Consider the following 14,534-nt stretch of genomic DNA (forward strand, 5'->3'; position numbering starts at 1 on the left):
TTATTTCACCAAAACCCCTTTTAGTTGCATTAAAGGTAATTTCTGAAGTGCTTTTGGATTGATTGTATTTTTTCTGAACGTATAGGTCTTATCAAACATTTGATTGCCTTCAAAAAAAGTGACTTTAAACACATTGTTAAGTGCTAAAACTTGTTCTTGTAAATATTCAATCTTAGCGTAACTCCTTGCTGGTAGTTTTGTAATAGTATGACGCATTGGTGGTGTCATTTTATCATCATTATAGCCTTGAGATACAATAAGTACAGTTTCTAAATCTTTGTCCGTATTATTAATGATGTAGGCATTCCAATCCAAAGTTTTGTATTCTAAATGTTGCTCTTGCACAACAGCAATGTGCACATCTTTAACTTCAGGTATTTGGATGTCTTTTTTCATAATTCAGAGATGACAATCGTTTATATTTAATACTGCAAAACTAAAAAACAGAACGTTAATTATACTATAAATAGATTTTTAGAAAAATCATAATCACTAATTTAGAATCTCAATCAAATCAATCTTTATGAGACGCTTTTTTATTTTTTCCTTTTTTATGCTTACCCTTTTTAGTTGTAATACTAAAATAGAAACCATAACCACGACAGAAACCGTAGAAATTCTCAACAACTATAAAGCCGAAACGCTTTTCTATTTTGAAAACAATTGGAAAGTCTTAAGAGAAAAAGCAATAATCAAAGATTATATCCTAAACTTCGACATTGTTGAAACTGAATTTTCTGAAACTAATCCCTATCATATTAAGCTCGTTACTATTTACAAAAACAAAGCACAATACGATGAGCGAGAAGCGCACTTTCAGGAACTTATTAAAGAAAGTGGTCCTCTAAAATTACTAAACGATAAAAAACCGGCTGAATTTAGAAAATCAGTATCTAGTTTTACTGAGCCTAAACAGAACTAATTATAACGCTGACTTAAACTGCTCTAAGAAACGCACATCATTTTCGCTTAGTAAACGAATATCACTTATTTGGTGCAACAATAAGGCAATACGATCAATACCCATACCAAATGCAAAGCCTGAATATTCTTTAGAGTCAATGCCGCAATTGTCTAGTACATTTGGATCTACCATACCGCAACCCATAATTTCTAACCAACCCGTACCTTTAGTCATTTTATAATCCGTCTCAGTTTCTAATCCCCAGTAGACATCTACCTCGGCGCTTGGCTCTGTAAATGGGAAATACGATGGTCGCAATCTGATTTTAGATTTCCCAAACATCTCCGTCGTGAAATATTGAAGTGTTTGCTTTAAATCTGCAAAGCTTACATCCTTATCTATATACAAACCTTCAACTTGATGGAAAAAACAATGCGAGCGTGCCGAAATAGCTTCGTTACGGTATACACGTCCTGGAGAAATTGTTCTGATTGGTGGTTTATTCTCTTCCATGTAACGTACTTGCACAGAACTTGTATGAGTTCGTAACAAAATATCTGGATTGGTTTGCACAAAAAACGTATCCTGCATATCACGTGCTGGATGGTATTCTGGTAAATTTAATGCTGTAAAATTATGCCAATCGTCTTCAATCTCTGGCCCTTCACTAACATTAAAGCCAATACGTGAAAAGATATCTATAATCTGATTTTTAACAATAGATATAGGATGACGAGCACCAAGAGCTATAGGTTCTCCTGGGCGAGACAAATCGCCATAAAGTCCATTATCTTCTTCCTGATTTTCAAGAGCCTCCTTGAGAGCATTAACTTTATCTTCAGCCGTTTTCTTTAACTGATTAATCGTTTGTCCAAACTCTTTCTTTTGCTCGTTAGCTACATTTTTGAACTCTGCAAAGTACTCTTTCAATAAGCCTTTAGAGCCTAAATATTTGATACGAAACTGCTCTACTTCGTCTTTTGACTGTGCTGTAAATGCCTCAGCTTCTGCAATGAGTTCTTTTAACTTATCTATCATAGTTCCATCAATTGAATCCGCAAATTTAAAAAATCTTATTCGATATAATCAGTTTCTACAAAATAGTTGACAATAGCTTCTTTCATTAACACACTTTGCTCACCAGCCTTAAGGTAGGGCAGTTGCGCTTTTACCTTATAATGTGGCCAACCTTCATCATCTACAAAATCAAATTCATAAAACCCATAAGGCTCTAAAAGCTTGCATATAGCAATGTGCATGAGATCTAACTTATGGTCTTTTTTATAGTCCCGATGAATCTGACCAAGTTCTTGAACACCTATAAGGTATATTATAGAATCGAGGTCTAAAGCATCACCATCTGCAAATTGGGTAGAGAGTTTTTCTACCACTAAATCCCATCGTTCTTTTAATTGTTCGTCTCTTGCCATAATTTACTAACCTATAATAGCGTTATAGAATTGACAAAGTTAATTTATATTTGCTTAAACCGCTAGTATTATGAGTATCATTGATATTGTTTTAGGAGCCCTTTTATTGTTTGGATTAATTAGAGGTGCCATGAAAGGCCTTTTTGTAGAAATTGCATCACTTTGTGCTTTAGTTCTAGGTGTTTGGGGCGCTATACATTTTAGTTATTTTGCTGCCGATGTATTAGAACCCAAAGTAGATTGGGATGAAAAAACTATGAACATAGTCGCTTTTGCAATCACGTTTGTTATTATCGTTTTGGCCATAAGTTTGGCAGGAAAAGCATTAACCAAACTTGCTGATTTTGCAGCTCTAGGTGTACTTAACAAATTACTTGGCGGTGTTTTTGGCGCTCTAAAAATAGGGCTAATACTAAGTGTTTTACTTATTGTTTTTAATAAGTTGAATAACACATTGCCGTTTATGGAAGAGGAAGACTTAGAAGAAAGTATACTTTATGAGCCTGTAAAATCTTTAGCACCAATGATTTTTCCAACCCTTATTAAAAGTGGGGAAGATGCTTTAGAAACAGTACTGTTATATTAAGTTTACAGAAAACTAATGAGTCTTTATAAACGGTTATTTTTCAATTTATTTCTCAGATAAATAAAGCCATCTTCAATATCATCAAAAACATCTTCTTTGGGCACAAGGTCGGAGATAATATCAACTGCTCCTAGCATGTCCATTGGCTGTTCTTTAAGTCCTATCAATAAGACTTCAATATTCTGCTCCCGAAGGTCAAATATAATATCCTCTAAAGTATACAAACCTGATTGGTCTATGTATGGCACACGGTCCATTCTAAGGATTACTGCCTCTACTTCACTTGACAATTCCTTTATCTGATCTTTAAAATAGGACGTGAAACCAAAGAATAAAGGACCATATAAGTGTTTAATAATGACTTTGTCTTTATATTCTTCATAAAATTCTTTTTCGTCTTGCCATGGCTTTGAACCATCAATATCTGAAAGGGCACCAACTTCCATTCCTTTTTCACTAATATCTCCCGATTTTTTCATGAAAAGAAGACAAGCCAACGCAACACCAATTCCTACAGCCTGAATTAAGCTACCAAATGTGGTAATTGCTAAAACTAAAATTAAGACTACTGCATCTGCTCTAGGGACTTTTGCAAGATGCTTTAAGCCCTTAAAGTCTACAATTTTAAATCCTATAGGGATTAATAAACCAGCTAATACACACAAAGGAATATGACCTGCTAATTGCCCAAGACCTAATAGAACAGTCAATAGAAAAATTCCATGAAGTATGCCTGAAAGTCGCGTTCTTCCACCTGCATTAATATTAACAACTGTTCCTTTTGTCGCTCCGGCACCAGGAATTCCTCCTATTGCTGCTGCTAACATATTACCAATACCTTGTCCTATAAGTTCTCGATTACTATTATGCTTGGTCTTAGTCATGTTGTCTGCAATAACAGAAGTCAATAATGAATCTATACTTCCTAACACAGCTAATACAATGGCATACTCTAAAATAATACCCCAAGCACTAGCATCAACCTCTAGAATCCCTCCTAGCTGAAAAGACGGTAATCCAGAAGGAATCTCGCCAATCAAAGGCACATCCATTTTAAAGAAATAGGCTATTAAAGTGGCAACAATTAAAGCAAAAAGTGCACTTGGTATAGCTTTAGTTATTTTTGGAAACACAAAATAAATGATAATGGTAATAGATCCTAAAAGCAAGGCGGATAAATTAAATTCTGCAAACAATCTAGGAAAATCTTTAATCACAGTAAGTGTAGATTTTGCCGAATCCAGACCTGCAAAAGGAAACAATTGTAATATTACAATAATGAGACCTACGCCACTCATAAAGCCTGATACTACAGGATAAGGAAAGTATTTTACGTAACCTGCAATATTCAAAAACCCAAAAATCACTTGGAAAAGCCCGCCCAACAAAAAACTAAGCAGAATAATACTCATGGCACTTTCTAAACTTCCTGTAATTTCTATTGCGGCAGCTACCAAAGCCGCAGAAACCACTGTCATAGGTCCAGTAGGTCCACTAGCTTGTGTTTGTGTGCCACCAAACATTGCGGCAAAAATACCAACAGCAATGGCACCATATAATCCCGCAGTAGCACCCATACCAGATTGCACTCCAAAAGCTAAAGCTAATGGTAAAGCTACAACTCCAGCAACAAGTCCGCCAGTAAAATCACCTTTAAAGTTTTTAAAATCATAAAATTTAGATAGCATAAAAAAAGGGTTTAGTTACTGAAAAATTGTTATTTGTACTAAGGAAGACGTTTTAAATAAGTTTCAATATTTATTATAGCATTTCTACCTTACCAGTATGCAAACTATAAACGCCGCCTACAATAGCAATTTCGCCGTTGTCTTCCATATCCTTTAAAATTGGACTTTTCTCACGAATGCGGTCCATTGTAAGTTTTACGTTATTCTCTACAGTCTTTGCAACAAATTCTTTATTAGAAGAATTGGCTTCGCCTTCAACCTCATCTGCAGACAGGTGAACTGCTGGCAAGATATTACTTAATAAATGTGTTATATTTCCTAGTTCTACACCATCACAAGCTGCTTTTACAGCGCCACATGCTTCGTGACCAAGTACCAAAACTAATTTACTTCCTGCCACTTTACAGGAGTATTCCAAGCTTCCTAAAATATCAGCATTCTCAAAGTTACCAGCTACTCTAGCTACAAAAATGTCACCTATAGCTTGATCTAAAACTGTCTCTACAGGAACTCGAGAATCTATACAAGACAACACTACTGCTTTAGGAAATTGACCTCCAGTCGTTTGGCTAACTAATGCTGCATTATCTGCTCCTTCTAAATTTCCATTAATAAAACGGTTATTGCCTTCTAATAAATCTTGTAGCACACCGTTAGGGGTAAGCGCACTTTGAACTTCTTTTGTTATTGCTATACTTTTCATTTTATTTTTATATTAAATATTTACTTTTAAGACTATTCGCCTTTCTTTTTTAGTTTAAAAAACTCGATAAAACTATCTGGATTTTCCACTATTCCTCTTTCAGAAATTATTTTAATATCTATATTTCGCTCTCTTGCTTTAAAAGCAAAATCTTCTAAAATTTCAATAATATCATTATCTAAATACCTAGTCTTCATAACATCAAGTTCTAGATACGAGTTTTCTGGTATACGATCTAATTCTTTTAAAATTGCACCTTTATTAAAGAATGTTACTTCTTCAGCTAAAGTCATTTTAATTCTACCATCATCAACATCTTCTCCTTCTTTATGAAGAAAATGAGAATTTTGAAAACTCCTATAAAGCACCACAAAAATACCTACCGCGAGACCTAGACCAATACCTTTTAATAGATCAAGAAAAACAATACCTAGAACTGTTATGATAAATGGTACAAATTGCATCCAACCGCCTTTGTACATCGCTCTAAACGTAGATGGCTTAGCAAGTTTATATCCTACTATAAAAAGTATGGCAGCAAGAACAGAAAGCGGAATTAAATTGAGTATATGAGGAATGGCTATTATAGATATCAAAAGTAAAAACCCATGAATAATTGCAGAAGCCTTACTTCTACCTCCAGATTGAATGTTTGCAGAACTACGTACTATCACCTGAGTAACAGGCAACCCTCCTATAAGTCCAGAAACTATATTACCCGAGCCTTGAGCAAACAACTCTCTATTGGTTGGTGTCACATTTTTATTAGGGTCTAGCTTGTCTGTAGCTTCTACACAAAGTAGCGTTTCTAATGAGGCAACTAAGCCTATAGTAAATGCCGCAATTAAAACCTCAGGGTTTGTTATCGCAGAAAAATTTGGAAACGTTAGTAAATCTTTTAATCCAGATAAATCATCAGGTACAGGTACTGCCACTAAGTGGTCTTTTGTTAACTCTAAGTTTGTGTCTATAGTTAACAAATAGAATATTATCCCTAGAACTACAACTACCAAAGGTCCTTGTATTAATTGAAATATCTTCCCTTTTTTACTCAATACATTACTCCACAAAAGGAGTATTGCCATGGCAACTATAGCTATTAATGTGGCACCATGATCAAAGTTTCCACTTATTATGGCATTAATTGTTTTTAATAATTCAGTAAGTGTATTTTCACCATCTACTTGCAGAAAAGCAAAATCACCTTCAGGATTTTTATCCAATCCAAAAAAGTAAGGAATCTCTTTGAGAATAATTACTACACCTATACCGGTTAGCATACCTTTAATTACTGAAGACGGGAAATAATACCCAATAATTCCTAACTTAAATACACCAAAAAGAATTTGTAAAACACCTCCAAGTACAACAGCTACAAGAAAATTTTCGTACCCTAAACTTGCTATTGCTGTTGCTACAATAACTGCTAATCCAGCTGCAGGTCCACTTACACCTATATTAGAGCCTGATGCGGCTCCCACAACTATACCACCAACAATACCGGCTATTAAACCTGTTATTGGCTCTGCTCCAGAGGCGACTGATATCCCCAAACATAAGGGTAATGCTACAAAGAATACGACAATACTAGCTGGTATGTCATTTTTTAATGTTTTAAACATAAATATAAAGTATGATTAGTCTTAGACAATGACATCTAAGACCGAGTTAAAAAATATAGATTATTGTTTTTTAGTTGAATTGAATGTAGATTATCCTATCTCAGGTGGAGGAGAGATAAAATCTAAATACGGTTTTGGATAGCTTTTAAATGTATATCTATCCTTTTTTTTGTTACTCTTTGCTAAATCCTGATTCTCTGTATCAGCCTCAGAAATCTTAAAAACAAGTGTAAAGTCTTTTTCCTCCTCTTCATTTTCACCAAAGAAAAACGTGACATCCACATTATCATCCATAGATATAATTACTGTAGGCGCAGCAATTATTGCAATAAAAAATACTGCAAAAAACATGGCAATCTTATGGTTGGTGGGTTTAATCATAAAAAACTAATATAAGATTTTGGTAAGATAATTCTGTTAATTTTTGTTAAAATTGTTTAAGAGTTTTATTTCCTCAGAGAGAATCCAACCCGAAGTTTTATCAGCAATCTCAATTTTATACCAATCTTCATAGTTTTCTAAAACCTGAACCTTAGTGCCCTCGTGAAGCCTAAATACTTCTTCACTAGATTTATTTGGATCTGCTTTTATACGACTTTCAGATACAAAAACAATAGCTGGATTATCTTTACTTTCTATGGTGCTTTTCTGAAATGCCATCACAACAGAAAATCCTGTGATAAAAAGCCCTAAAACGCTAACTATAAAAGCCATACGCTTTTGACTTGTAGCATAGGTAAAATGATATAATAAAAACAATAGCACAAAAATAAAGACGCCGCAAACAGCAATTACAGACCATACGTCGGCAGAAAAGGTATTAACTATATTCTTAAAAATCCTTGAGAAACCGACTGTAGGTACTTTATCAATAGCATCAATAGTCATGTTCTGAGCAAAACCTAGATTATTTTTTATGTCTTGGTCATTAGGTCTGAGTTGCAATGCTTTCTCAAAATAAAAAATACTCGGTGCTACATTATTAAGCTTATAATGTGCGTTTCCTAAATTAAAATACAAATCTGCTGAATGCTCATCTGTTTTTAAAATAGTTTCATATTTCTTTATCGCCTCAGCATATTTCCCTTTATTATATAAAGCATTTCCTTCACTAAAAAGTGTATCATTCTGAGCATTAATAAAAACACTAAGGCAACATAATAATAGAACTAAAGTTACTCTCATACTATCTTATTTGCTTGTCTATTGCTCCAATGGTCTTGACCGATTTATCATAATCGTTTTGCATTGTAACCTGTGTTATTGGTGTATATCTTGCCAATTCGCAGTTTTCTAATATGGAAATAAATTCTGAAACAACAGATTGTTCGACATTACGTTCTAACAGTAAATCTTGAATTTTTTCCTTATTAAAATCACTTGTTTCAATATGCAATTTTGCTTTTAAGTAATTATGAAATGCTTTTTCTAAAGCAATATAAAAAGCCTCTTTTTGTCCTAGCGCTTTTTTTGCTTCACTCAAATATTTCTTAGCTAATCGGTCTGCTTTTCTTCTTTTGTTACCAACAACATCTGCATTACGTTTTTCTCTAGTATTCCTCAATAAAATAGCAATAGGAATTAACAAAAGAGGTAGTAATAATAGAGACCAAAATAGGTTAGATTTAAAAAACGGCTTTTTATTAGTAGCTACCCAATCAGAATTTGTTTTAATAAAAGCAAATGTATTAGAATTTGTAGTTACGGTTTGTTTAATACTATTATCTGTTGAACTCTCTGATGTTGTTACAGATGAAGGCCCATTAACCACATCTATAATTATCTCGTTTGAGGTTAATCTTTTATAGGTTTTGGAGTTGACATCAAAATATGAAAATGAAACTTCTGGTATCGGATATTTACCTTTATACTGAGGAACAATAGTATATATGTCAGAAATACGGCCTTGCATTCCACCTAAATTTGTTCTTACATTTTCAGCATGTTCTGGCTCATAGACTTCAAGAGAGCTAGGTACAGATAATTTTGGTAATTCGAATAACTTAAGATTTCCTTTGCCAGAAACTTCAACTTTAGCCTGAAGCGACTCTCCAGCATCGAGGCTCATTTTTGTAGAAGACACATTTAATGTAAAATTACCGACGGCCCCATTAAAGTCAGCTGGTTTACCCTGCTCTGGTAAGGGCTTTACATTTATAGTTCTGCTCCCAGATGTAATACTTTGCGGTACTTTTCTAACTATTCTGTTACCAAAAATATCATACCGACTTGTAGGCACTTCTACATTTAAGTCTAGTACATATGGCTCTAACTTAAGCTTACCTGTTTTTTGAGGGTATAACACCACTTTTTTAAGAATGACATATCTATAATCTTCATCATTATACTTTCCATTTTCAGGCCTAAAGGCTTTTACTTCAATATTTTGATTCCAAAAATCTTTGTATTGTGGTGTTTGCTTGTCGCCAACAATATTAGCCGCAACAGTTGGCGCAACATAGAGTTTATAGATTACCGTAATTGCTTCATTAAGATAAGGGTTAGACTTAGATACCTCAGCCACTAAATGAATATTTTTAGAAGCAATATACACTGGGTCATTAGGGTTTTTTGGCTTATCTATTGCTTTGGTGACCTTAATCGTTACTGGAAACGTTTTGTAAACCTGACCATCAATTTCTATTTGAGCCTGTTTTATTGTAAAGCTACCTTGCTTTTTTGGTGCTAAAAAATAGCTATAGGTTTTTGTATAAGAGCGTTTACCGTTTGACCAAAAATTACTTACTGATGTATTAGGCCCGCCAACTACCTGAAAGTCTTTAAAATCTGGTGGTACAAAATTATCGCCATCCTTATTCATCTCAAAGTCAATCCTTAAACGCTCATTGACGCCAAGCTTTTTCTTGCTTACCTTGGCCTCGAACTTTACTTGTGCCATAGATAAACTTGACACTAGTAAAAGAATTAATATAGATATGTTTTTGATAAGTTTCATTAAACCAAACTAAACTACCAGTCTTTTTCTGTTTTTACTCTAGCGCCTTTTTGCTTTCTCGCATTTATTTTCTCTTGAACTTTCTGTTCTTGATTATTCATGGCTTCTAGAATGTTTTTTATCTGCTGAGGAGACATTTTTCCTGGTTGAGGTTTTGGTTTGTTTTGTTTGTTTTTTTCCTTATCTCCTTTTCCTTCATCTTTTTTATCTTCTTTGGGCTTTCCGTCTTCATCTTTTTCATCATCACCTTTCTTTTTGTCTTTATCGCCTTCCTCTTCTTTCTTATCTTTTTCTTTTTGTTCGTCGTCTTTCTTTTTCTCTTTGTCCTTTTCTTTGTCTTCTTTCTTATCCTTTTTTTCATCATCGCCGCCACCATCTTGATCTTGCTGCTGTTTTGCGCAATCTTGTGCTAGGGCAAAATTATAGCGGGTTTCTTCGTCAGTAGGATTATTTCTAAGTGCATTTTTAAAAGCTTCAACAGCTTCTTTACATTTTTTGTTTTGCATTAAAATATTACCAATATTATGGTAAGCTCTATGCTTTTCTTCTTTGGTAGTTGCGTTATTAGCTGCTTCTTGATTTCTATATAAAGCTTCTCCAAAATTTCCTTTTTTGTAATACGAATGCGCTAAATTATAAGCGCCGGCAACATTCTTTTCTTGCTCAGAAATAGCCTTACGATACTCCATTTCCGCAGCAATAAAATCATCTTTTTCTATTAAAGAATTAGCCTCGTAAACCAAATCTTTTGCTTTACGCTCTGCCTTTTGTCTTTGCTTTTCGAAATCCTGTGAGAATCCAAAAAACGAAACTAACATCGCAAAAATTAGACTGTATGTTTTCATTTTATCATTCATTAATCCTAAATTACTAAAGCTCTTTTTTGATTGCGTTAAAATAGTACTAAAACTGCTCATTAAATAAATTGAGCTTTTTTAGCCATTCTGTTTTTCGTTCTAATAAAAATATGTCTACAAATAAAAAGAAAAAACCGAATCCTAAAAACCATTGAAACTGATCCTTAAAATCAGCAATCTGTTTAGATTCAAATTCTTTTTTATCCATTTTATCAAGCAAATCTTTAATAGTATCTACTACTTTTTCGGTATTAGATCCGTTAATATAAACACCATTTGCTTCGTTCGCAATATCTTTTAGAGTCTCTTCATTAAGCTTAGTAATAACGGTTTCTCCGTTTTTATCTTTCTTATAATTTAGTACTATACCATTTCTCTTAATTGGTATTGGTCCGCCTTTTTCATTGCCAACTCCTATAGTTAAAATACGAATGCCTTGCTCGTTGGCTTCTTCGGCAATATCAGCTGCATCACCTTCATGGTCTTCGCCATCTGAAATGATTACCAAAACACGATTAGTCTGTTCTTCATCATCGTAATACGTTTTCGCAAGTTCAATGGCTTCTCTTATGGCAGTTCCTTGAGAAGTCATCATGTCTGTATTCATGTTTTGCAAAAACATCTTTGAAGCTGCATAATCTGTTGTTATTGGCAACTGCGGAAATGCTTTACCTGCATAAGCAATTATACCAACACGATCACTACCTAAACTATTAATAATCTGTGTTACCAATTGCTTAGATTTTTCTATACGGTTTGGTGCAATATCCTCGGCTAACATACTTTTAGAAACATCAACTGCAAACACAATATCGACGCCTTGACTACGAACAGTTTCCATTTTAGTCCCGATTTTCGGATTCACTAATGCTAATGAGAGACAAGCAAAAGCTGTACAAAGTATAACTAGTTTTAAAACACTTTTAAATAAAGACTGGTTAGGACTTAAGCGCTTCAATAATTTAGACTCGGCAAACTTACGTTGTGCTGATTTTTTCCATAATTGTACGCCTATAAATAATAGTACAAGTACTGGTATTATCAGCAAAGTCCAAAACCATATTTTCTCATCTAATCTAAACAAAGCTTCTAAAAATTGTGTGTTTTAAAATCAATTCTAACAGCAATAAAAATGCTGCTAATAATACAATTGGTCTATATTTTTCTTCGTAATTATAATACTTTCGTTCTTCTACTTCGGTAGTTTCTAGTTTGTTAATTTCTGAATAAATTTCAGCTAATTTTTTATTATTAGTCGCCCTAAAATATTTTCCGCCTGTTGCATCAGCAATTTCTTTGAGTAATTTTTCATCTATCTCCACAGGAGCTCTACCATATCTAAATGATCTGTCTGGATTAATACTTATTGGAGATAATGCCATGCCATTTGTACCTAAACCAATAGTATATGTTTTAATTCCATATTCTACAGCTAACTCGCTTGCAGTTTTAGGGTCTATAAATCCGCCGTTATTTACACCATCCGTCAACAAAATAATAACTTTACTCTTAGCCTTACTATCTTTTAATCGATTTACAGAGGTTGCTAAACCCATACCAATAGCTGTCCCTTGCTGTATAATAGTATTGTATTTTATATCTCTTAAAGATCGTAACACAATATTTTTATCGCTTGTAATTGGTGTTTTGGTAAATGCTTCGCCAGCATATTCTACTAAACCGATGCGATCATTAGGTCTCCCGTTTATAAAATCAGCAGCTACTTTTTTAAGTGCCTCTAAACGATCTGGGATTAAATCTTTTGCTAACATACTTGCCGAAACATCAATAGCCATAACAATATCTATACCTCGTGTAGTTTTTGTTTTAGTTGATACATCAACAGTTCTTGGTCTAGCTAAAGCTGAGATTAATAGTCCTAATACTATTAGACGTAATGCAAATAATACATGCTTAAATTTTGTCCAAAACGAACCTGGTGTTTTAAAGCCTTGTACTGAAGATATTTTTAATTCGGCTGTTTGTCTTTTAGATTTTAAAATGTACCAAACTGATGCTAATGGCAAAAGTAGTAGCAACCAAAAAAACTCTTTATTTAAAAATTCTATATTCTCTAACATTACTTGGTTTCTTCTTCGCGGTTAACATTTGGGTTTAATTCTATAGAATCAACCACTCTTTTCACTATATCATCTGCATAACTATCATTAACTCTCCAAACAATTGTAATTTGTTGCACAACTTGTTCTGTTGTAAAACTCAAAAGCATATACTCCGCTTCGTAGAACTCATCCTCTTCGCTTGTTGGGAATTCAGCAGTACCAAATGTCTTTATCCCTTGTGCTTCATTAGGTGTTAAAAACTCTTCGTTTTTTGTAATGATATTACGTACACCGCTATCTTCCCATTTTTTGAGATTTTGCTCAATGATATTATTTAAATTAATCGCTTTCTGTACATCTGCATCTTCTTCCTTTTGCTTGCCAATTATTGTTGTTTGCGTTGCAATATTAAATTCATCATTTTCACCTGTGTAATTAAAAATTAAGGTTTTTACTTTACCTTCAGCTTCTTCTGGTAATTCAACCTCAACACGCTTTAAAACTTTAGGTGTTTCGATATAAATTGGCGGGAAACCATAAGCACTTTTCACCCAATTACCTTCTAATAATTCTATACTATTATGGCCAAGTATCTTATCTTTTACGTATCCAAAACCATAGGTTGTACCAAAGCCTACAAAAGTTGCAATAAGAATAAATAATGAGATTGCAGTAGTTAACAAAATCTTCTTACGCTTCTCCTTTCGTTCTTGAGCTTCTTTGTATTGCAGGTTTAGTAATTTTTCTTCTTCGCTTGGTTCAGGAAGTATTGCTTTTACAGCATCTAACTCATTACTTATTGTTTGCTTATCCAATTCTGCTAATGCAATGTCTGGTTGAGATTTTGCAAACTTTACTAAATCAGCACGTTTAAAAATGGTGTCGATATTAGAAATGGTATCCTTTTGAAAGTTAAATTGATTACCATCTTTTAAAAGCTGAAGGCGTTCTATTAACTGATCTGTTGTACTTTCCAAAGAACGATCATAGACTTTTTCGTCTAGAAATTTTCTGATGATAAACGTTAATTCTGAATAAAAGCCTTTTAGATCAGAACGTTCTAAATAGTTCTGATTTTCTAATTTTGATATTGCCAATTTGGCACGATCATATGGTGGCAACAATGCAATTTCTTCTTCCTCAGTTAATGGCTTTTTTCGCCATATAAACCAATACAAAAGAAATCCTATTAAAGCGATTGCTGCTAGTACAATAAGCAAATACAACCACCATTTGCTTGCACTTTTATCTACTTCTATAATAGGTTTTATATCGTAGAGTCCTTGCTTTGTGGTATCAATCTCTATAGTATTAACATCTACTTTAAGTGAATCTGTAAAAAATGGTGTATCACCTACAATAATTTTTTGCCTTGGAATATAATATGAGCCAGAATCAAATTGAGTGAGTTTATACTCGCGAAGTAATTGAAATTTCGAAGCTTTTTTAGTCGTATCAATTTTTAATGCCTCCACAACTTCTAGAGGCATAAACGTTTGACCTTCCGGAAAAACAACCAATTTAGTTGAGTCTGTTTCGACTTTTATTTTATATGAAATTTGTTCCCCAATTCTGATATTCGTAGTATCAACCTCGGTCGTAACTTGAGAAAAAGAAAAGAAAGAATATAAAAGGAAGGCTATAGATAATAGCTTTGGCTTAGCACTTACTAATGCGCCAAACCATAGACTTTTAACTTTACATTTTATACGTTTAACTTTCATT

General features: G+C 33.6%; 15 protein-coding genes. 2 read left to right on the forward strand and 13 right to left on the reverse strand.

Going from position 1 to position 14,534, the window contains the following annotated elements; genetic code table 11:
- Window positions 1-396 carry a hypothetical protein gene (locus IEV10_RS01865; RefSeq protein ID WP_188372998.1) on the reverse strand — a complete coding sequence of 132 codons (396 nt, stop codon included), beginning with the start codon at window positions 394-396 and terminating at the stop codon, window positions 1-3.
- A gap of 127 nt (window positions 397-523) precedes the next feature.
- Here IEV10_RS01865 and IEV10_RS01870 point away from each other — a divergent pair, with 127 nt between their 5' ends.
- Complete coding sequence (locus IEV10_RS01870; protein ID WP_229719562.1) at window positions 524-922, forward strand: hypothetical protein; 399 nt, start codon at window positions 524-526, stop codon at window positions 920-922.
- Here the strand turns inward: IEV10_RS01870 and pheS are convergent, their stop codons facing one another.
- Together pheS and IEV10_RS01880 are read right to left on the reverse strand one after the other, a co-directional pair.
- Window positions 923-1,942, reverse strand: a complete 1,020-nt coding sequence (gene pheS / locus IEV10_RS01875) for a phenylalanine--tRNA ligase subunit alpha (RefSeq protein ID WP_188372999.1) — start codon at window positions 1,940-1,942, stop codon at window positions 923-925.
- A gap of 35 nt (window positions 1,943-1,977) precedes the next feature.
- Window positions 1,978-2,334 carry a hypothetical protein gene (locus IEV10_RS01880; protein WP_188373000.1) on the reverse strand — a complete coding sequence of 119 codons (357 nt, stop codon included), beginning with the start codon at window positions 2,332-2,334 and terminating at the stop codon, window positions 1,978-1,980.
- Between the two features lie 70 nt (window positions 2,335-2,404).
- Between IEV10_RS01880 and IEV10_RS01885 the strand changes: the two genes are divergently transcribed.
- Window positions 2,405-2,920, forward strand: coding sequence for a CvpA family protein (locus IEV10_RS01885; protein ID WP_188373001.1), 516 nt, complete (start codon window positions 2,405-2,407; stop codon window positions 2,918-2,920).
- Between the two features lie 23 nt (window positions 2,921-2,943).
- Here IEV10_RS01885 and IEV10_RS01890 read toward each other — a convergent pair whose 3' ends face one another.
- The 10 genes from IEV10_RS01890 to IEV10_RS01935 all read right to left on the reverse strand — a co-directional run bounded on the left by IEV10_RS01890 (window position 2,944) and on the right by IEV10_RS01935 (window position 14,533).
- Window positions 2,944-4,608 carry a SulP family inorganic anion transporter gene (locus tag IEV10_RS01890; protein ID WP_188373002.1) on the reverse strand — a complete coding sequence of 555 codons (1,665 nt, stop codon included), beginning with the start codon at window positions 4,606-4,608 and terminating at the stop codon, window positions 2,944-2,946.
- A gap of 73 nt (window positions 4,609-4,681) precedes the next feature.
- Window positions 4,682-5,311 (reverse strand): carbonic anhydrase family protein, encoded by a 630-nt coding sequence (locus IEV10_RS01895; RefSeq protein WP_188373003.1) that lies wholly within the window; start codon window positions 5,309-5,311, stop codon window positions 4,682-4,684.
- A gap of 32 nt (window positions 5,312-5,343) precedes the next feature.
- Entirely contained in the window at window positions 5,344-6,933 is a 1,590-nt protein-coding gene (locus IEV10_RS01900) for a SulP family inorganic anion transporter (RefSeq protein ID WP_188373004.1), read from the reverse strand.
- 90 nt (window positions 6,934-7,023) lie between these two features.
- Complete coding sequence (locus IEV10_RS01905) at window positions 7,024-7,314, reverse strand: hypothetical protein (protein ID WP_188373005.1); 291 nt, start codon at window positions 7,312-7,314, stop codon at window positions 7,024-7,026.
- Window positions 7,315-7,350: 36 nt separating this feature from the next.
- Window positions 7,351-8,118 (reverse strand): tetratricopeptide repeat protein, encoded by a 768-nt coding sequence (locus IEV10_RS01910; protein ID WP_188373006.1) that lies wholly within the window; start codon window positions 8,116-8,118, stop codon window positions 7,351-7,353.
- 1 nt (window position 8,119) lies between these two features.
- Window positions 8,120-9,889: a BatD family protein gene (locus IEV10_RS01915; protein WP_188373007.1), complete on the reverse strand. Its 1,770-nt coding sequence runs from the start codon at window positions 9,887-9,889 to the stop codon at window positions 8,120-8,122.
- 14 nt (window positions 9,890-9,903) lie between these two features.
- Window positions 9,904-10,806: an aerotolerance regulator BatC gene (locus IEV10_RS01920; protein ID WP_308693947.1), complete on the reverse strand. Its 903-nt coding sequence runs from the start codon at window positions 10,804-10,806 to the stop codon at window positions 9,904-9,906.
- Window positions 10,793-11,830, reverse strand: a complete 1,038-nt coding sequence (locus tag IEV10_RS01925) for a VWA domain-containing protein (RefSeq protein WP_188373008.1) — start codon at window positions 11,828-11,830, stop codon at window positions 10,793-10,795. The genes IEV10_RS01920 and IEV10_RS01925 overlap by 14 nt, the downstream gene beginning before the upstream one ends.
- The gene (locus tag IEV10_RS01930) at window positions 11,823-12,827 is read right to left on the reverse strand and encodes a vWA domain-containing protein (protein ID WP_188373009.1); all 1,005 of its coding nucleotides are present in this window, start codon (window positions 12,825-12,827) and stop codon (window positions 11,823-11,825) included. The genes IEV10_RS01925 and IEV10_RS01930 overlap by 8 nt, the downstream gene beginning before the upstream one ends.
- Window positions 12,827-14,533: a hypothetical protein gene (locus tag IEV10_RS01935; protein WP_229719563.1), complete on the reverse strand. Its 1,707-nt coding sequence runs from the start codon at window positions 14,531-14,533 to the stop codon at window positions 12,827-12,829. Before IEV10_RS01935 ends, IEV10_RS01930 begins: the two co-directional genes overlap by 1 nt.
- Window position 14,534: the final 1 nt, after the last annotated feature.

The organism is Winogradskyella haliclonae, from assembly GCF_014635865.1.
Taxonomy (GTDB): Bacteria; Bacteroidota; Bacteroidia; order Flavobacteriales; family Flavobacteriaceae; genus Winogradskyella; species Winogradskyella haliclonae.